Raw genomic sequence first — 19,002 nt, forward strand, 5'->3', positions numbered from 1 at the left:
GCACCACAGTGCTGATGTGCCAACCCGATTCAATGTGGGAGCTGGCTTGCCTGCGATAGCGGTGGTGGCTGGCACACCGCTATCGCAGGCAAGCCAGCTCCCACCTTAAACCGGGGTGGCAGATTAAATCAGCGGCGGGTCAGGGGCTGTGCGGTGAACTTCACGCCGGCCAAACCATGCACAATCAACGCGCGGATATTGCCGTGATCACTGCCCTCCGGCGTTGCCACCACCGAACGGTAATGCTCACCAAACGCCAGCAGCGCTTCCTGGTCGCTCAAGCCTTCCAGCAGCGCCAAGCCCAAGGTCTTGCATGAACCTTCGTTCTGACCAGCAGCATTTTCTACGCCGCCATTGGTAAAAGCCTGCGGCTGGTAGTCGTAACCGGCAGCTACAAAAGCCAGGGTGTCGGCAAAAACATGTTCGCCGCTGTTGAGGCTGGCGCGCAGGGTGTTCAGATCAGTCATGGGGTTTTCCTTTGGCGAACGCCGCCTGTTGGTCGGCGCTGGCTTCTTGCTGGTATTGGGCTTTCCACTCGGCATACGGCATGCCGTACACCGCTTCGCGGGCATCATCGAGGCTCAGCTCGATGTGGCGCTCGTCGGCCTCGGCCTTGTACCACTTGGATAAGCAGTTGCGGCAAAAGCCCGAGAGGTTCATCAGGTCGATGTTCTGCACATCCTTGCGGCTGTCCAGGTGGGCCACCAACCGGCGGAAGGCGGCGGCTTCGAGTTCGAGGCGTTGTTGATCGTTCATAAGGCTCACTTAACTATCAGCGGCTGGCTGCGAGGGTTATCGACACCGACTCGGCAAAGCGCAGCGCATGGGGCTTGTCCACTTCGACTTCGGCGTACAGCACGGACTCATTGCTCATCACCAGGTCCAGCAACTCTTGCGTCAGGCGTTCGAGCAGCGCAAAGCGATTGCCTTCGACGTGGGCAATAATCGCCTTGGTAATGGTGCGGTAATTCAGCGCGTGGTCGATGTCATTGTCGCGCACGGCTTCCTGGGCGGCATACAGGATAGTCAGGTTGATCAGCACGTCCTGCTTGTTGTTGATCTCATCTTCATTGATGCCAATAAAGGTGCGCAGGCACAGGTCCTTGACCCGGATGCGCGCCATGCCTGGTTGAAGTTGTGGCATTGCTACTTGCTCCGTCCGATCAGTTGCAGGAACTCCATACGCGTGGTGTTCGACTCGCGGAACGCGCCGAGCATCACTGAGGTGTTCATGGTTGAATTCTGTTTTTCCACGCCGCGCATCATCATGCACATGTGCTTGGCTTCAATTACCACCGCCACGCCTGCGGCTTGGGTGACCTGCTGGATAGCGTCGGCGATCTGCCGCGTGAGGTTTTCCTGGATCTGCAGGCGCCGCGCGTACATGTCGACAATGCGCGCCAGCTTCGACAGGCCCAGCACCTTGCCGGTCGGTATATAGGCCACATGGGCCTTGCCGATAAAGGGCAGCAGGTGGTGCTCGCACAGCGAATACAACTCGATGTCCTTGAGGATCACCATCTCGTCGTTATCGGAGGCGAACAATGCGCCGTTGACGATGGTTTCCAGGTCCTGCTCATAGCCATGACACAGGTACTGCATGGCCTTGGCGGCGCGCTTGGGGGTGTCGAGCAAGCCTTCGCGCTCCGGGTCTTCGCCCAGGCCTTTGAGGATCTCGCGGTAGTGTTGGGGCAGGGACAAGGTCATACAACATCCTCACAAACGGCTTACTTGATATGCCGCCCGCCGTTGACGGTCAGGGTGGTTCCGGTGACATACGGGTTGTCCAGCAGGTAACGCACACTCTGGTAGATCACCGCAGGCCCAGGCTCGATGCCCAGCGCTGACTTGGCCAGCACCTTGGCGCGGTACGCCGCATCATCGCCCGCGTTGAACATCACCATCGCCGGCGCGATGCCGTTGACCTTGATCAGCGGCGCAAACTGCGCAGCGAACGAAAGTGTAAGGCTGTCGAGACCGGCTTTTGTGGCGCAGTAGGCGATGTGCTGGCGGCTGCCCTTGCGCACCACGTCATCGCTGATGTGCACGATATCGGCGGGTGTCGAGCGTTGCAGCAAAGGTGAACAATGCAGGTTGATCAGATACGGCGCAAGCATGTGCACGCTGAACATGTCGGTAAAGGCGCGGCTTTCGTCGCCAGGTGTTTCGGCAACCCACGCCGACGCGTTGTGAATGATCGCACGCAGGCTGTCGGTATGGGTTTTCAGTTCGGCGATAAAGGCCAGAATCCCGGCCTCAGTGGAGAAGTCGGCAAACACGCCGAGCGCGCCACGCGCGCGCAAGGCCTCAACGCCTGGGCGTTCGCTGCGGTAGCTGAAAATCACCGCGTGGCCTTCGTCCAGCAGGCGCTCGGCACAATAAAGGCCGACACGCTGGCCGGCACCGGTGATCAGGATCGGGGCGTTGGTTACCGTCATGGGAGGCTCGAGTCGCTGGCAGGTTGAAACTATACCAGCGACCGGCCACGCCTGTACTCAAGCAGCGGCTTGGGTAGCCTTGGGCGTTGGTGTTGGATGCAACCAGCTCGCGAGCAGATGGGTCGATAGAGGAATAAAGAAGTAAACCATCAGCGGCGTGAGTGCCAGGGTACTGACCAGCACACGCGGGAACATGTCCAACTCGCTGAGCAGCGGCCCCAGGCCGAAGTTGAACAGCAGCGACACCGGGAAAAATGCCAGCCAGATCGCCACCGCCTGTTTCCAGCGCGGTGGTCGTGCACCCACGGCACCGAACCAGCCATCGATGCCACTGACGCGATGCTCGGACGGGTCGGCAAACAGTTCGCTGCCACGGCTTAGCCAGGCGCTGCGCGAGGCGGAGAACTCCCAGGCATGCAGGGTTTTTTCATCGGCGAAGCGGAAGATGATCTGAAACTCATCATCATTGGGCGGCGGCGCAAGCACGCCGGAACCCAGGTAGCCGGGGAAGTCAGTGGCCAATTGCTCGCCTTCGCGCAGCCAGGCCATCAATTCTTCATAGCGCCCTTTGGCCACGCGGCGCGCAACCATCAAGGTGACGGGAGAGGTAGACATTGTGTATCTCCAAGTAATCAGGTGCGCCAAGCGGGTAGGTGGCGCACTAAGGTGGCGGCCGGGTAAGACCATCACCAAAAAGCACGCAAGGATTATTCCTGTTTTGAAGAAATACGCCAGCGGCAGTGGTCCGAAAAGTAACGGCCTTGAAAAGGACAGGTAGAAAGGCGTTAAATGGGACCCCAAATAACGTTGGCTTTTTGGCTCAAAATGCCCGTGATTAATGTGCCCATTGATAGCATTTCGCAACTGGAATCAACCGTCTCAGATGAGCTGTTTCCGATCCGTGAAGTGTCAAGACTGACAGGTGTGAACCCGGTCACACTGCGAGCCTGGGAGCGGCGGTATGGCCTGATCCAGCCAACGCGCACCGAAAGCGGGCATCGGCTCTACTCCAGCGCCGATATTGTGACCGTCAATCGTATTCTCGACTGGATTGAACGCGGCGTGGCCGTGAGCAAGGTCGGTAAGATCCTCGCCCGTGACGATCAGCAGGCTGAGACCATTCGTGCCGAGGGCGATAAGGTCGACGAGAGTGAGTGGTCACAGTGGCGACTGCGGTTGCTGCAGGCGGTCAAAGCCTTTGACGATCGCCAATTGGAAAGCCTGTACGGTCAGATTTTCGCGACTTACCCGCTGAACGTTGCGTTCCAGGACATCCTGATGCCCCTCTGGAGCGATCTGATGCGCCACCAGGGGCATTTTGGCCAGGCCAGTGAATGGCTTTTTTACGACACCTTCCTGCGCATGCGTACCTTTGAGCGCTTGCAGCTTGCCAGTGCCCCACTCGCGCCGCGGGTGTTGCTGGCGGCCATGCCTGGCGAATGCCGTAAATTGGAACTGCTGGTAGCGGCGCTGATGCTCAGTCACGAAGACACGCCGGTGAAAGTGCTGGGCATGGGCCAGCCCTTTGATGAACTGACATTGGTGTGTGAAAAGATCCGGCCCAAGGCGCTGGTGATTTTCTCCAACCATTGGCATAACCATGATCTGGCAGCGCGCCTGAACCGTCTGGCGTTGACCCTGGATTGCCCACTGTTCCTGGCCGGTGCCGCTGCGGACCTGGCCGAGGGTGATCTGGCCGGTTCGTCTATCGGCTGCCTGGGCAGCGAAGGGCGCCAGATGCAGAGCCGCTTGCAGCAGTTTCTTGCAGGCCAGTTGGATAGTTGATTTCAGGCGTGTACGTGCGGATGGACCAACCGGTGCTGATGCAGGATGAACTGGCGTAACCGTTCGATCTCATTCGCGTCACTCTGGCTCAGGCTATAAGCGAACAGACCCCGCGCGGTTTCCCGTTCCAGCGTGCCGCGCAAGGCAATACGCTCGTAACCGGACGGGCTGAACCACAGGGAAAAGGTTTTCGGCGGTTTGACCCGTCCGCGAATTTCCACCAGTACGCCCTTGAATGACACCTCATGCACCCATAGCGCGGCAGGGTTGCCCCTGACGTTTTCCATCGCCACGGGGGCTTCAAGCGCCAGGCGCCATGGACGGATCATCGGCCCATCTTCAAAAATGCTCGGCACGCCCAAGCGCAGATGCACCGCATGAAACTCGTCTTCCACCAAATGCAGCGGGAAGGTCAGTTGCTGGTTGTCGAACTGTGCCTGGATGGTGACGTGGTCGTGAGCGGCCAGGCGCGTGAGCAAATCGCGAATCTGCGCACCGCCATTAACGGTCAGGCTCGACCAGGCATCCCGCAGGTTGAGTTGCGGGTTGTGCTGCATGTCCTGGATAAAATCCAGCTCGTCCTGCGTCAATAGCGCGTCGCGTTGCATTGATGTAGCTCAAGGGTGAGGCATTAAAAAGCCATTATCGCTCTAAAGACCGCATTTTTTACACTTTGTTAATTCCGCTCGTCGCCTTGAGTGCCGCCAGCTCATCTTTAAGCTCGGCCACTTGGGCTTCCAACTGAGCGATGCGTTGCTGCGCTTTCACCTGAACCGTAACGTCTTTTTGCACACCGACAAAATACGTTTGCTTGTCGGCCTTGTTGTAAACCGTGGAAAGCGACAGCTCATTCCAGAAGTGCGTGCCGTCCTTGCGGTAATTGCGCAGTATCTCCCGGCAGGCGCCACCGCTGTCGAGGGCTTCACGAATGGCCATCAGCGCCGGTTGGTCACGGTCACCCGCCTGCAGGAAGCGGCAATCCTGATACAGGATGTCGTCCAGGGTGTAACCGGTCAAACGCTCGAACGCCGGGTTCACGTAGATCAGCGGCTTGTCCTGGCCTTCACGTTCGGCGACGACGATACCGTCGTTAGAAGCGTTGATCACCAGTTGCATCAGGTTGGCGTTGATCATTGAGCAATCCATCGCATGTTTTTAAAGCCTGAATTCTATGGCAACTTTTGAATGTTGCACGGTGTGCACTGAAATATTTGTGTCAGCTGCTAATATCCCACGCTTTCGCTCAACTACAGGATCAGATTGATGAAAGTCGCCATCCTTTCCGGCTCGGTCTACGGCACAGCTGAAGAAGTCGCCCGCCACGCCGCCGGTATCCTCAACGCCGCCGGTTTTGAAGCCTGGCACAACCCACGCGCCACCTTGGCCGACGTGCAAGCCTTTGCCCCCGAGGCATTCCTGGCGGTCACATCGACCACCGGCATGGGTGAACTTCCCGACAACCTGCAACCGCTGTATTCGACCATTCGTGACCAACTGCCAGCCGCCTGGCGCGACCTGCCCGGTGCGGTGATCGGCCTGGGTGACGCCAGCTATGGCGACACGTTCTGCGGTGGCGGCGAGCAAATGCGCGAACTGTTCGCCGAACTGGGCGTACGCGAAGTGCTGCCGATGCTGCGCCTGGACGCCAGCGAAAGCGTGACCCCGGAAGCCGACGCCGAGCCTTGGCTGGCCGAATTGGTCACTGCACTGCGCGCTTGACCGGGAATTCACGCAGCAAGGCCCGCCACGCCAGATAAAGGCAATGCCCCAGCGCAAGCTGATGCCGGTGTTCTGGCTCGTACTGACGGGCTTGCTCAACCTGTTCGCCGTGCCTTTATTGGCGGCACTTCTCTGACACCGTTTGTACTATTCTCATGACTGACTCGCTCAGTCATCAAGCTGGCTGCCAAGGCAACTCCTTGCGTCATCGCGCCTGACTAGACTGGCTCCTCATCCAGAAAAATAATAAGAACGCGAACCAAGGAGGTTGTTGCCGTGAGCCTAGCCCCTGTTCTATCGCCACAGAATGTCAAAGACCAGGTCAGCGCTGCCGAATGGCAGACCCGCGTCGACCTCGCGGCCTGCTATCGACTGGTGGCGCTGCATGGCTGGGACGACCTGATCTTCACGCATATTTCCGCCAAGGTGCCGGGTACCGATGATTTCCTGATCAACCCCTATGGCTTGATGTTTCATGAAATTACGGCGTCGAGCCTGGTCAAGGTTGATCAGGCCGGCAACAAGCTGATGGACAGCCCTTACGAGATCAACCCCGCCGGCTACACCATCCACAGTGCCATCCATGAAGTGCGCCACGACGTGGTCTGCGTGCTGCACACCCACACCGCCGCGGGCGTTGCGGTGTCGGCGCAGAAGCAGGGCGTGCTGCCGATCAGCCAGCAATCCACCTTTGTGTTGTCCAGCCTGGCCTATCACGCCTATGAAGGCGTGGCGCTCAACCCTGAAGAAAAAGCCCGCTTACAGGCGGACCTGGGCGACAACAATTTCCTCATGCTGCACAACCACGGTCTGTTGACCTGCGCTGGTTCGATCGCCGACACGTTTTTAATGATGTTCACCTTCCAGCGCGCTTGCGACATCCAGGTGCTGGCGCAAAACGGCGGCGCCGAATTAATTGCCATTGAGCCGCAGATTCTGGCGGGTGCCAAGGCGATGGTGGCGGTTGTCACAAAGAGCGCGCAAGGTATGGGTGGTGCACTGGCGTGGCCGGCGCTGTTGCGTAAATTGGACCTGCAAGATCCCGGGTATAAAAGCTGATGCCACTCGCCGAGATACCGCTCAGAGCCTGGCGCAAACGTGGCCAGGAATTTCTCTTTCGTGGCCACATGATCCGTTACTGGGTAGCGGGGCAGGGCGAGCCGTTGCTATTGATTCATGGCTTTCCCACCGCCAGTTGGGACTGGCACTACCTGTGGCAGCCCCTGGCCCAGCGTAACTTGGTGATCGCCTGCGACATGCTCGGGTTTGGCGATTCGGCCAAGCCGCTGAACCACGATTACTGCCTGCTGGAGCAGGCCGACCTGCAACAGGCGCTGCTCGAACACCTGCGTGTGGAGCGGCCGGTGCATGTGTTGGCCCATGACTATGGCGACAGCGTGGCCCAGGAATTACTGGCGCGCCATTACGACGGCCGCTTCCTGATGGCCAGCTGCGTGTTCCTCAATGGTGGGCTGTTTCCCGAGACCCATCGCCCGGCATTGGTGCAGAAACTCTTGCTCAGCCCACTCGGCTGGATGATCGGCCGTGCCTTTGGGCGCAACGCTTTGTCGAACAGTTTCAGCCAGATTTTCGGCCCGAACACGCGGCCCAGTGAAAGTGCACTGGATGACTTCTGGAGCTTGATCAACTGCAATGACGGCCCGCGTATCCTGCATAAGTTGATTGCCTACATTCCCCAGCGCCGCCGTCTGCGTGAACGCTGGGTGGTGGCGATGCAACGCAATGAAGTGCCGCTGCGGGTAATCGATGGAGAAGTCGATCCCATTTCCGGTGCGCATATGGTGGAGCGTTATCGCCAGTTGGTGCCCAATGCCGACTCGGTATTACTGACCAATATCGGCCACTACCCGCAGATCGAAGCGCCGGTGCTGGTGCTCAAGCATTATTTGGCGTTTCGTGAACGCATCGCTCAGCCGGCGCCGCGAGTGGCCTACTCCTGAGGCCAATCCCGGGCTGCTGCGCAGCCCAGCGGGAGCAAGCTCCCTCGCCACAACAGCCGGTTGATCATCGCGCTGTCTTATTGAGCACCATTCAGCCTCGGCCGTGTTTATTGTGACCAAAGGCTGCGTGCGTGACACTCAACCCATTGCCAATGTCGCCAACGGAGTTCGGTATGAGTGAGTCAGTGCAGTTCCAGGATAAGGTCGTGATCGTCACCGGTGCCGGCGGCGGGCTGGGCCGTGCCCATGCGCTGCTGTTTGCCAGGCACGGGGCCAAAGTGCTGGTCAACGACCTCGGCGGCTCGACCCAGGGCGAAGGCGCGAATGCCTCGGCCGCCGACCGTGTAGTGGCGGAGATTCGCGAGGCGGGCGGTACTGCCGAGGCCAACCATGACTCCGTAACCGAGGGGGACAAGATCGTCCAGCACGCTCTCGACGTGTTCGGCCGTGTCGACGTGGTGGTCAACAACGCCGGCATCCTGCGCGACAAGACCTTCCACAAAATGGACGACAGTGACTGGGACCTGGTGTACCGCGTGCATGTCGAAGGTGCCTACAAAGTTACCCGCGCCGCCTGGCCGCACATGCGCGAGCAGGGTTATGGCCGCGTGATCTTTACCGCGTCCACCTCGGGCATCTATGGCAACTTCGGCCAGTCCAACTACGGCATGGCCAAGCTGGGCCTCTACGGTTTGACCCGCACCCTGGCGCTGGAAGGGCGCAAGAACAACATCCTGGTCAATGCCATCGCCCCCACCGGCGGCACGCGCATGACCGAAGGCCTGATCCCGCCGCAGGTGTTCGAACGCCTCAAGCCGGAACTGGTCAGCCCGTTGGTGGTGTACCTGGGCAGCGAGGCGTGCCAGGACACCTCGGGCTTGTTTGAAGTCGGCGGCGGCTGGATCGGCAAAACCCGCTGGGAGCGCAGCCTGGGCGTGGGGTTTGACCCTGAGGCCGGGTTCTCACCCGACGATGTGGCGGCGCACTGGGCGCAGATCTGCGACTTCGAAGGCGCTGCGCACCCCAAGGACAACATCGAAGCGTTGAAAGAGATGATGGCCAATTTGCAGAAGTTCAGCCTCTGATCGTTGCTTGAACACAGTTGAATAATACGGGGCGCTAAAGGCGCCCCGTTTTATTTTGGGTATAAAAAAGGCCGCTGCAAACGCAGCGGCCGAAGTAAGACGTTGGATCAAGGAGCGACAAATCAACGTCAGTGAACAGCGGTAATAGATTGAAACATTAGGCCAATCTATTGGAATCAGACTTTTCCTGGATTTACCCAAGCGGGCCATTTGCCCTGAAAGTGCGTTAAGAATAGTCGGTTGTAACAAAATGAGTAATAGCAGTTCAGGACAAGGACTGTTGCAATTTCAGTAATGATCGCCGGTGCGCTATCCATCCTCCTGATAATCCGCCATCTGCCTAATCCATGGTGGCGCCCAAACCGCGGCCAGAGCGCCTGTTCATCCTTTCGAGCGACACCACGAATACCCCTTTGGTGCGCTTATCGCTCCCGAGGGGCGGCAGTAGGGTGGGGCCTTCTGTCACTCACCGGGGAAGACGCATGACAAAAACAACAATGCGCGCCATCTTCACGCCACAGGCGCTGGCCACGGCGGTTGCGCTGGGTTTCTGCGCCCAGGCGCAGGCTGTTTCATTCAACATCGGCGAGATCGAAGGGCAATTCGATTCCTCGCTGTCGGTCGGCGCCAGTTGGGGCATGCGCGATGCTGACAAGAAGCTGGTGGGCATTCCCAACGGCGGCACGGGGCAGGCGTCCACCGGTGATGACGGGCGGCTGAACTTCAAGAAGGGTGAGACCTTCTCCAAGATCTTCAAGGGCATTCACGACCTGGAGCTTAAGTACGGCGACAGCGGCATCTTTGTGCGCGGCAAGTACTGGTATGACTTCGAACTGCAGGACGAAAACCGCGAGTTCAAGCAAATCAGCAACAACCACCGCGACGAAGGTGCGCGCTCGTCCGGCTACGAGCTGCTGGATGCTTTTGTGTATCACAACTATTCCATCGGCGATTTGCCGGGCGCCGTGCGGGTCGGCAAACAGGTGGTGAGCTGGGGTGAAAGTACGTTTATCGGTAACTCGATCAACAGCATCAACCCCATCGACGTCTCGGCGTTCCGCCGCCCAGGCGCCGAGATCAAGGAAGGCCTGATCCCGGTCAACATGCTGTTCGCGTCCCAAAGCCTGACTAACCAGCTGTCGGTGGAAGGCTTCTACCAGCTCAACTGGGAAAACACCGTGGTGGATAACTGCGGCACCTTCTTCGGTAACGATGTAGTGGCTCACGGCTGCAATGGCAACTACACGGTCGGCAGCCCGGCGATTGCGCCGTTGCAACCGGTGGCCGCAGCATTTGGCCAGGGCTTTCAGGTGACGCGCGAAGGCGTGGTGGTGCAGCGCGCCAACGACCGCGAAGCGCGCGATGGCGGCCAGTTCGGTGCGGCCTTGCGCTGGCTGGGCGATGACACCGAGTACGGCCTCTACTTCATGAACTACCACAGCCGCACGCCAACGGTGGGCACGATTACCGCCAACACCAACCTGGCCACCATCGGCCGCATCGTCAGCACTGCCAACGCCATCGCGCCCGGCAGTGGTTCGGGCCTGGCCCAGAGCACCATGCTCGGGCGTGGCCAGTATTACCTCGATTACCCGGAAGACATCCGCCTGTACGGCGCGAGTTTCTCCACCACCTTGCCCACCGGCACGGCCTGGACCGGCGAAATCAGCTATCGGCCGAATGCGCCGGTGCAACTCAACACCACCGACCTGACCCTGGCGCTGGTCAACCCGATTGCCGGCCAAACCGCCTCGCCGATCCGCAGTTCGTTCGGCTCGGACAACTCAGGTTACCGCCGCAAGGAAATCACCCAGATCCAGAGCACCATGACCCAATTCTTCGACCAGGTGCTGGGCGCCGAACGCCTGACGCTGGTGGGCGAGGCGGCCTATGTGCACGTCGGCGGGCTGGAAGCCAAGACCAAACTGCGTTATGGCCGCGATTCGGTGTATGGCGCCTATGGTTTCGGCGGCGACACCGACGGCTTCGTCACCGCGAACTCCTGGGGTTACCGCGCCCGCGCGATCCTCGACTACAACAACGTGTTCGCCGGGGTGAACCTCAAGCCCAACCTGTCCTGGTCCCATGACGTCAGCGGCTACGGCCCCAACGGCATTTTCAACGAAGGCGCCAAGGCGATCAGCGTCGGCGTGGATGCGGACTACCGCAACACCTACACCGCGAGCCTGAGCTACACCGACTTTTTCGGCGGTGACTACAACACCCTCACCGACCGCGACTTTATCGCCCTCAGCTTCGGCGTGAACTTCTGACTTGGTTTAAGGAAGGACAACAACCTATGCGTAAGCTATTTGCAGTGATGGCCCTGAGTTTACTGGCCGCCCACGTCATGGCCGCCGTCTCGCCCGAAGAGGCCGCCAAGCTCGGCACCACCCTGACGCCGGTCGGCGCCGAAAAAGCCGGCAACGCCGACGGTTCGATCCCGGCCTGGACCGGCGGCATCCCGAAAAACGCTGGCGCGGTGGACAGCAAAGGCTTTCTGGCCGACCCGTTCGCCAATGAAAAACCGTTGTTCGTGATCACTGCCGCCACGGTCGACAAGTACAAAGACAAGCTCTCCGACGGCCAGGTGGCGATGTTCAAGCGTTACCCCGAGACCTACAAGATCCCGGTGTACCCGACCCATCGCACGGTCAACCTGCCGCCGGATATCTACGAGTCGATCAAGCGCAGCGCGCTGAACGTGCACGCGATTAACGACGGTAATGGCCTGGAAAACTTCACCGGCAACCGTTACTACGCGTTCCCGATCCCGAAAAATGGCGTGGAAGTGTTGTGGAACCACATCACCCGTTATCACGGCGGTAACCTCAAGCGCATCATCACCCAGGCCACCCCGCAAACGAATGGCAGCTACACGCCGATTCGCTTCGAAGAAGAAGTGGCGGTGCCGCAAGCCATCCCGGACATCGACCAGGCCAAGGCGGCCAACGTGCTGAGCTTCTTCAAGCAATCGGTCACGGCGCCCGCACGCCTGGCGGGCAACGTGCTGCTGGTGCATGAAACCCTCGACCAGGTGAAGGAGCCGCGTCTGGCCTGGATCTACAATGCCGGCCAACGCCGCGTGCGCCGTGCACCGCAAGTCTCGTATGACGGCCCGGGCACCGCCTCCGATGGCCTGCGCACCACCGACAACTTCGACATGTTCTCCGGCGCGCCCGACCGCTACGACTGGAAACTGGTCGGCAAAAAAGAGATGTACATCCCCTACAACAGCTACAAGCTCGATTCGCCGACCCTCAAGTACGACGACATCATCAAGGCCGGGCACATCAACCAGGACCTCACCCGCTACGAGCTGCACCGCGTGTGGGAAGTGGTCGGCACCGTCAAGCCAAGCGAGCGGCACATCTACGCCAAGCGCCACATGTACATCGACGAAGACAGCTGGCAGGTCGCGCTGGTGGACCACTACGACGGGCGAGGCCAACTGTGGCGCGTTGCTGAAGGCCACGCGCAGTTCTATTACGACCACCAAGTGCCGGCCTACACCGTGGAAACCCTGTACGACATCATTGCCGGGCGCTACATCGCGCTCGGCATGAAGAATGAGGAAAAGCGCAGTTTCGTGTTCGGCTTCGCGGCCAAGGCGGCGGATTACACGCCAGCAGCGCTGCGGTCCGAGGGCGTTCGCTGACTCAGATATAAAATATGGGAGCGAGCTTGTGTGGGAGCTGGCTTGCCTGCGATAGCATCACCTCGGTATGCCTGTTAGACCGAGGTGATGCTATCGCAGGCAAGCCAGCTCCCACACAAGCCAGCTCCCACAGTTGTCTGCATTCTGCCTTTAATTAATGCCCTTCAATCACCCCGCTGAATACTTCTTCAACAACCGCCAACCACAGGACTAGGGTGGCGTCAGGTTGCATAACAAAAAAAACGCAGGATGCAGCAATGACCGCCATGACCCGCTGCCTGGACCGTCCTGGATTCATGCCACGGCTGTCCGCCCATCACCTGTTACGCCCGCAATTGACCGAGCCGTTGCTCGCAGCAACCGTGAGGGTCAAGTTGCTGTGCGCGCCGGGTGGCAGTGGCAAAAGCGCGTTACTGGCCGAGTGTGCCTTGCAGGCGCCCAAGGGTTGCCAGGTCTATTGGCTGCCACTCAATGGTGCGGCTTTGAGCCCCGATGAGTTGTGCCAACGCTTGGCGCACAACCTGGGGCTGGCGTTTGTCGATGAAGCTACCTTGTTGCTTGACCTCAGCCGCTGGCAGCCCATGGCGTGGTTGTTCCTGGATGATTACTGCCGCCTGCCCGCGCCCGAGCTGGATGCTTTGCTCGACCGCCTGCTCAGTGTCGCCAGCCCGGCGCTGACCTGGTGGCTGGGCGCGCGGCGGCGACCGGCATGCAACTGGCCGCGGTTGTTGCTCGACGATGAACTGTTGGTGTGCAGCGAGCTGAACTTCAGCCCGGCGCAAGTCCAGCAACTGCTCGGCGGCGGGCAAAGCTTCGACAGCGTGATGCAGTTCAGCGGCGGTTGGTGCGCCGGTGTACGCATTGCCTTGCTCGGTGATGGTCACCCGGAAAAAACCTTGCTCGACTACCTGCAACACGAACTGCTGCGCACCTTGCCGGTCGAGTTGGCTGAGGCCTGGCGGGTATTGGCGCACCTGCCGCGCTTCAACCCGGGTCTGTGTGAGCACCTGTTCGGCGCTGGCGACGGCGCCCACTACCTGCGGCAGTTGCAGGCATTGGGCGCCTTTATCCAGCCCTGGGAAGACACCACCGATTGGCTGCAGGTCTTTGCGCCGCTCGCACGCTTGTTGCGCGATGAGCCCTGGCCGGCCAAGCGCGCCTGGCATCGGCGTGCCTGCCAATGGTTTACCGCCGAGTGCGATTGGCAAGCCGCGTTTGAACAGGCCTTGCTGGCCGAAGCGTTTGAGATGGCGGTGAGCCTGTTGCAACACTTCAGTTTTGAAGACTTGTTCCGTCAGCAGAATGCGCAGCTGTTGCTGCGTCTGCATGAGCAACATGGCGATGAATTGATGCTTGGCTCCGCACAACTGGTGGGGCTCGTGACGGCCGCATTGTTGTTCGCCGGGCGCTTTGAGCAAGCCGGTGTGTGCATCGACCAGCTTGCCCGGTTTGCACCACAGCCGACGGCGGCGAAACAGCGGCATTTACTGGCGCGCTGGCAGGCGCAATGGGGCTGGTTGTTGCACCTCAATGGGGATGCCGAGCGCTCCCGCGAGCATTTTCTGGAGGCTTTGCAAGCGTTGCCCGACAGCGCCTGGACTTCCCGGCTGATGTGCCTTTCGGGCCTGACCCAGCAAGCCTTGCTGCGCGGCGAGCTGGACGTGGGCCAAGCCTTGAACCGCGAAGCGCTGTGCCTGGCGCGTGCCCATGGTTCATTGGTGCTGGAAGCGCTGCTGGAACTGGATCATGCGCAATTGCTGGAGCAACGCGGTGCACCGTATCGGGCGCAAAGCCTGCTGGAAAATGTGCAGGCGATGCTGGCGCGCCAGCGCCTCAAGGCGGGGCCACTGGTAGGGCGCATCGCCCTGCGGCGCGGGCATCTGGCGTTGCGCCAAGGCCAGGACACGCTCGCCGGTGAATGTTTCGAGAGCGGTTTGAGCCTGTGCCTGCACAGCCAGGACAAGCGCGTGCTCTATGGGTTTCTCGGCCTGGCGTTGCTGGCGGCCAACCATGGCGATTACGCCCAGGCGTTTGCCCAGCTGCGCGAAGCGGAGCGCTTGATGCAGCAACGCCATGTGCCGGACTCGGTATACCGCGCGGTGCTGCTGTTGGTCAGTGGGCACTTCTGGTTGCAACAGGGCCGTGCCGAACTGACCGTGGAAGCAGTGCGCCGGGTGCTGCGCCACTTCCGTGGGCCACAGGCCCGGCAAGCACCGCCGGCTACGCTGGAACTGATTCCACGGCTGGAGTACTTGCTGGTGCTGGCCGAGGTGAAGCTGGGTGTGGCCGTTCAGCCCATGGAGCGCCTGTATGCCTTGCTCGACACCACCCAACAACGCGGCATGCTCTGCCTGGAAACCGAGCTGCACCTGGTGCTGGGAGAAGTGGCCTGGCAGTTGGGCGACTCAGCCGTGGCCCGGCGCGGCCTGCAAACCGGGCTGGAGCTGGCGCAACGCTGCCAGGTGCAGCAGGCGATTCGCGAGCTGCGTTTGCGTGCGCCGGGGCTATTGATTGAGCTGGGTCTGGAAACCCCGGCGGCGCCCAGTGGCGTGGTGGAAAACCCGCTGAGCCAACGCGAACTGGAAGTGCTGCAGCTGATCGCCCAAGGCAACTCCAACCTGGAAATCGCCGACCGGCTGTTTATCTCGCTGCACACCGTCAAGACTCACGCGCGGCGTATCCACAGCAAGCTCGGCGTGGAGCGACGCACCCAAGCGGTGGCCAAGGCCAAGACATTGGGCTTGATGGTCTAGGCGCAGAACGCCTGGCGGTATTCCCCGGGCGTGGCGCCCATGGCCTGGCGAAAACGGTGGGTAAAGTGGCTGGCGCTGGAGAAGCCACACCGCCACGCAATCTCGCCAAGGGGCAGGGCGCCGCCACGCAACAGGGCTTGCGCACGCGCCAGGCGACGTGCCAACAGGTACTGGTGGGGCGGCAGGCCGAAGCTTTGGCGGAACATTCGCGCAAAATGGTATTCCGACAGCGCGCACAGGCCGGCCAGTTGCCCGAGGCTGATCGGGTCTTCCAGGTGGTGGTCGATAAACTCCACCAACAGCCGCCGCTGATGCGCCGCCAACCCGCCCTTCAAACGCAGGCCATCGCGTGCGCCGACTTGGCTGAGCAAGGTGTGGCTGAGCATTTCATGGGCCAGACTGCTGGTCAGCAGGCGCTCGGCGGGCTCCTGCCAGTTGAGGGCGATCAGTTGGTGAAAGCGTTGGGCCTGGCTGGCGTCTTCGAGGAAGGTGCTTTCGCGCAGTTGCAGTTCCCGCGGTTCGCGATCGAGCAACGTGACGCAGCCGAGGGCAAATTGCTCGGGACTGAAATACACGTGGGCCAGGCGGATCTCACCGTTGATCACCCAAGCCGACTGGTGCTCGGCGGGCAGTATGCAGAGTTTATCCGGGCCGCCCTTGGTGCCAGGCTGATCGCGCCGAAAGGTGCCGGTGCCACCGCCGATGTAGCAGGACAAGGTGTGATGGGTCGGCGCCTGGTAGTCCTGCGAGTCGTGATGGTTGCTCCACAAGGCCGCAGACAAGCCGTCACCGAGCTCGGCGCAGGCTTCCAGGCGTGCGTTGGGCGAGCGGTTAAGGGCTTGAAAGACTTGCAGGGATTCCAGATCAGGCATGGTTGTGCTCTCCGACGTCTTGCATCCTACTCCCGCCGGCGATGGCTGTGATCCCTGCGCCCGACAAAAGCGCAAGAATGTGCAAGAGCGCCGGCCGGCTGCCAAGGGACACTGTGGCTCAATCGACGGAGCCCGCTATGAACCTTTTCCTGTATTTACTCACCGTGCTGATCTGGGGCACCACCTGGATCGCCCTCAAATGGCAATTGGGCGTCGTGGCGATTCCTGTGTCGATCGTCTACCGCTTCGGCCTGGCGGCGCTGGTGCTGTTTGCGCTGTTGCTGCTCAGCCGCAAGTTGCAGGTGATGAACCGGCGCGGGCATTTGATCTGCCTGGCGCAGGGGCTGTGCCTGTTCTGCGTCAACTTCATGTGCTTCCTGACCGCCAGCCAATGGATCCCGAGCGGTCTGGTGGCAGTGGTGTTTTCTACCGCCACGTTGTGGAACGCCCTCAATGCCCGGGTGTTTTTTGGCCAGCGCGTAGCACGTAACGTGTTGATGGGCGGCGCGCTGGGGTTGCTGGGGCTGGGCTTTCTATTCTGGCCGGAACTGGCAGGGCATACCGCCAGCCCGCAGACCTTGCTCGGCCTAGGGTTGGCATTGTTGGGGACGATGTGTTTCTCGGCGGGCAATATGCTCTCGAGTCTGCAACAGAAGGCCGGGCTCAAGCCGCTGACCACCAATGCATGGGGCATGGCCTATGGCGCGACGATGCTGGCGACTTACTGTGCGGTGCGCGGCATTCCTTTCGACATGGACTGGAGTGCGCGGTATATCGGCGCTCTCTGGTATTTGGTGATTCCGGGTTCGGTGATCGGCTTTACTGCGTACCTCACCCTGGTTGGGCGCATGGGGCCGGAGCGGGCGGCGTATTGCACGGTGCTGTTTCCGGTGGTGGCGCTGAACGTGTCGGCGTTTGCCGAGGGATACCAGTGGACCGCCCCGGCGCTGATGGGGCTGGTGTTGGTGATGTTGGGGAATGTGCTGGTGTTTCGTAAGCCTAAGCTGGTTCAACCGGTCTTGCAGGCGAAGGCTATCTAATGTGGGAGCTGGCTTGCCTGCGATGGCGGTGGGTCAGTCAAAGTTGAGCTAGCTGACCCACCGCAATCGCAGGCAAGCCAGCTCCCACAGTTGCCCTATTTGAGGCCCAGGCGCTTGGCCATGCGGCCGAGGTTGGCGCGGTCCAGGCCGAGTTCGCGGGCGGTGCTGGCCCAGTTGTGCTGATGGCGTTCCAGGCAAGCGCTGATGATTTGGCGCTGGTAGTGCTCGGTGGCCTGGCGCAGGTCGCCGGTCGCGGCCAGCGGCGCTTGCAGCGGTGCTTCGATAGCCGGCGCGCTGACGTCCGGCAGGTCCAGGTCCTGGGCGCTCAGGCTCAGAATCTTCGGCCGCTCGCGGCAGTTACCCAGGGCTTTGAGCGCGCTGCGCCCGATCAAATGTTCCAGCTCCCGCACATTGCCTGGCCAGTTATAGGCCAGCAGCGCGGCCTGGGCGTCGCTGGTCAGGCGCAGGCTGCCCAGGCCCATGCGCGAACGGTTCTGCTCCAGGAAGTACCCCGCCAGCAGCAACACGTCCCGCCCGCGCTCACGTAGCGCCGGCACTTGCAGCGGGTACACGCTCAGGCGGTGGTAGAAGTCGGCGCGGTAGCGGCCATTGCGCACTTCTTCGGCGAGGTCGCGGTTGGTGGCGGCAATCAGGCGTACATCCACCTGGTGTTCCTTGTCCGAACCCAAGCGCTGCAACTGGCCGCTTTGCAGCACACGCAGTAATTTGGCCTGCACGGTCAGCGACAACTCGCCCACTTCATCCAGGAATAGGGTGCCGCCATTGGCCAGCTCGAACTTGCCACGGCGTTCATTCAACGCGCCGGTAAAGGCGCCGCGCACGTGGCCGAACAGCTCGCTTTCCACCAGGGTTTCCGGGAGCGCGGCGCAGTTGAGGCTGATCATCGGCTTGTCCGCACGCGGGGACGCGGCGTGGATGGCTTGGGCGACCAGCTCCTTGCCGACCCCGGTTTCGCCGGTAATCAGCACGGTCAGGTCGCTGCCGCCCACCAGCTTGATCTCCTCGACCAGACGCTTGTGCGCCTTGCTCTGGCCGATCATTTCCTTGTGCTGTTGGCCGCTGGCCTGGCGGTAGATCTCGGCGCGCTGATGTTCGTCTTCGGCGCGTAATGCCAGGCGCTCGATGCGTTCGGCGACATTGACCGTGGCCGCCGCCAGGCTGGCAAAGGCTTGCAAAGCATCCAGCTCAACGCGTTCGAAACGCTCGGTGTCCAGCGCGTCGAGGGTCAGCAGGCCCCAGGGCTGGTCGTCGATAAACAGCGGGCAACCCATGCAGTCGTGCACTTCCAGGTGCCCGTGCAGGCCGTCGACCAAGCCATCGTAGGGGTCGGGCAGTTCGCTGTCGCTGTCAAAACGGGTAGGGCCAGGGCTGCTCAGCAACACTTCAAAGCGCGGGTGTTCGCTGATCTTGAAGCGACGGCCAAGGGTATCGGCGCTCAACCCATCCACTGCCAGCGGCACCAGCCACTCACCGTCCAGGCGTAACAACGCGGCGGCATCGCACGGCAACAGTGCGCGCATGGCTTGCAACAGGCGTCGATAGCGCTCGCCCTCGGGCAGTTCGCGGGACAGGTCGGCGACCAGGGGCAGCAGGGTGGTGAGCAGCGATTGTGCAGTCATAATGACTCCTTGTAGTCCTTGTGACTATAAGGTGTAGGGAGTCATACTGAC

19 protein-coding genes are annotated in these 19,002 nt (G+C 60.9%); 9 read left to right on the plus strand and 10 right to left on the minus strand.

Translation table 11 applies throughout. The features are described from left to right. Positions 1-128 precede the first annotated feature (128 nt). Genes AOA62_RS19170 through AOA62_RS19195 form a run of 6 tightly spaced genes read right to left on the minus strand, consistent with a single transcriptional unit; the run spans position 129 to position 3,053 of the window. Positions 129-467, minus strand: coding sequence for a HopJ type III effector protein (locus tag AOA62_RS19170; RefSeq protein ID WP_099549441.1), 339 nt, complete (start codon positions 465-467; stop codon positions 129-131). Further along, positions 460-756: a DUF1244 domain-containing protein gene (locus AOA62_RS19175; RefSeq protein ID WP_099549442.1), complete on the minus strand. Its 297-nt coding sequence runs from the start codon at positions 754-756 to the stop codon at positions 460-462. Before AOA62_RS19175 ends, AOA62_RS19170 begins: the two co-directional genes overlap by 8 nt. A 16-nt stretch (positions 757-772) precedes the next feature. Then, complete coding sequence (folX, locus tag AOA62_RS19180; RefSeq protein WP_017135091.1) at positions 773-1,144, minus strand: dihydroneopterin triphosphate 2'-epimerase; 372 nt, start codon at positions 1,142-1,144, stop codon at positions 773-775. 2 nt (positions 1,145-1,146) lie between these two features. After that, entirely contained in the window at positions 1,147-1,707 is a 561-nt protein-coding gene (folE, locus tag AOA62_RS19185) for a GTP cyclohydrolase I FolE (protein ID WP_017135090.1), read from the minus strand. A gap of 20 nt (positions 1,708-1,727) precedes the next feature. Continuing rightward, positions 1,728-2,438, minus strand: coding sequence for a dihydromonapterin reductase (gene folM, locus AOA62_RS19190; protein WP_099549443.1), 711 nt, complete (start codon positions 2,436-2,438; stop codon positions 1,728-1,730). A 57-nt stretch (positions 2,439-2,495) separates the two neighbouring features. Next, positions 2,496-3,053, minus strand: a complete 558-nt coding sequence (locus tag AOA62_RS19195; protein ID WP_099549444.1) for an antibiotic biosynthesis monooxygenase — start codon at positions 3,051-3,053, stop codon at positions 2,496-2,498. A gap of 210 nt (positions 3,054-3,263) precedes the next feature. On the opposite strand from AOA62_RS19195, the gene AOA62_RS19200 reads away from it, so the two are divergent. Beyond that, complete coding sequence (locus AOA62_RS19200) at positions 3,264-4,223, plus strand: MerR family transcriptional regulator (protein ID WP_099549469.1); 960 nt, start codon at positions 3,264-3,266, stop codon at positions 4,221-4,223. A 2-nt stretch (positions 4,224-4,225) separates the two neighbouring features. Here AOA62_RS19200 and AOA62_RS19205 read toward each other — a convergent pair whose 3' ends face one another. Both AOA62_RS19205 and AOA62_RS19210 read right to left on the minus strand, forming a co-directional pair. Next, positions 4,226-4,831: a hypothetical protein gene (locus AOA62_RS19205; RefSeq protein ID WP_099549445.1), complete on the minus strand. Its 606-nt coding sequence runs from the start codon at positions 4,829-4,831 to the stop codon at positions 4,226-4,228. Between the two features lie 58 nt (positions 4,832-4,889). Then, positions 4,890-5,357: a PAS domain-containing protein gene (locus AOA62_RS19210; RefSeq protein ID WP_017135085.1), complete on the minus strand. Its 468-nt coding sequence runs from the start codon at positions 5,355-5,357 to the stop codon at positions 4,890-4,892. 129 nt (positions 5,358-5,486) lie between these two features. Between AOA62_RS19210 and AOA62_RS19215 the strand changes: the two genes are divergently transcribed. From AOA62_RS19215 to AOA62_RS19245, 7 genes are all read left to right on the plus strand, one after another. Then, positions 5,487-5,942, plus strand: coding sequence for a flavodoxin (locus AOA62_RS19215; protein ID WP_099549446.1), 456 nt, complete (start codon positions 5,487-5,489; stop codon positions 5,940-5,942). 276 nt (positions 5,943-6,218) lie between these two features. Continuing rightward, entirely contained in the window at positions 6,219-7,001 is a 783-nt protein-coding gene (locus AOA62_RS19220) for a class II aldolase/adducin family protein (RefSeq protein ID WP_017135082.1), read from the plus strand. Continuing rightward, a complete protein-coding gene (locus tag AOA62_RS19225; RefSeq protein WP_099549447.1) occupies positions 7,001-7,903 on the plus strand; it encodes an alpha/beta fold hydrolase in 903 nt (300 codons plus the stop codon). Before AOA62_RS19220 ends, AOA62_RS19225 begins: the two co-directional genes overlap by 1 nt. Positions 7,904-8,076: 173 nt before the next feature. After that, complete coding sequence (locus tag AOA62_RS19230) at positions 8,077-8,988, plus strand: SDR family oxidoreductase (protein ID WP_017135080.1); 912 nt, start codon at positions 8,077-8,079, stop codon at positions 8,986-8,988. A 482-nt stretch (positions 8,989-9,470) separates the two neighbouring features. Next, complete coding sequence (locus AOA62_RS19235) at positions 9,471-11,261, plus strand: DUF1302 domain-containing protein (protein ID WP_099549448.1); 1,791 nt, start codon at positions 9,471-9,473, stop codon at positions 11,259-11,261. Between the two features lie 26 nt (positions 11,262-11,287). Beyond that, positions 11,288-12,646: a DUF1329 domain-containing protein gene (locus tag AOA62_RS19240; protein WP_099549449.1), complete on the plus strand. Its 1,359-nt coding sequence runs from the start codon at positions 11,288-11,290 to the stop codon at positions 12,644-12,646. 257 nt (positions 12,647-12,903) lie between these two features. Then, a complete protein-coding gene (locus tag AOA62_RS19245; RefSeq protein WP_099549450.1) occupies positions 12,904-15,399 on the plus strand; it encodes a LuxR C-terminal-related transcriptional regulator in 2,496 nt (831 codons plus the stop codon). Here AOA62_RS19245 and AOA62_RS19250 read toward each other — a convergent pair. After that, positions 15,396-16,271: a helix-turn-helix domain-containing protein gene (locus AOA62_RS19250; RefSeq protein ID WP_017135076.1), complete on the minus strand. Its 876-nt coding sequence runs from the start codon at positions 16,269-16,271 to the stop codon at positions 15,396-15,398. The two genes, AOA62_RS19245 and AOA62_RS19250, sit on opposite strands and share 4 nt — an antisense overlap. Positions 16,272-16,408: 137 nt before the next feature. Here AOA62_RS19250 and AOA62_RS19255 point away from each other — a divergent pair, with 137 nt between their 5' ends. Further along, complete coding sequence (locus AOA62_RS19255) at positions 16,409-17,311, plus strand: DMT family transporter (RefSeq protein ID WP_017135075.1); 903 nt, start codon at positions 16,409-16,411, stop codon at positions 17,309-17,311. A 95-nt stretch (positions 17,312-17,406) separates the two neighbouring features. Here AOA62_RS19255 and norR read toward each other — a convergent pair whose 3' ends face one another. Further along, complete coding sequence (gene norR, locus AOA62_RS19260; RefSeq protein ID WP_017135074.1) at positions 17,407-18,951, minus strand: nitric oxide reductase transcriptional regulator NorR; 1,545 nt, start codon at positions 18,949-18,951, stop codon at positions 17,407-17,409. Positions 18,952-19,002: the final 51 nt, after the last annotated feature.

Source organism: Pseudomonas sp. 2995-3, from assembly GCF_002742565.1.
GTDB classification, from domain to species: domain Bacteria; phylum Pseudomonadota; class Gammaproteobacteria; order Pseudomonadales; family Pseudomonadaceae; genus Aquipseudomonas; species Aquipseudomonas edaphica.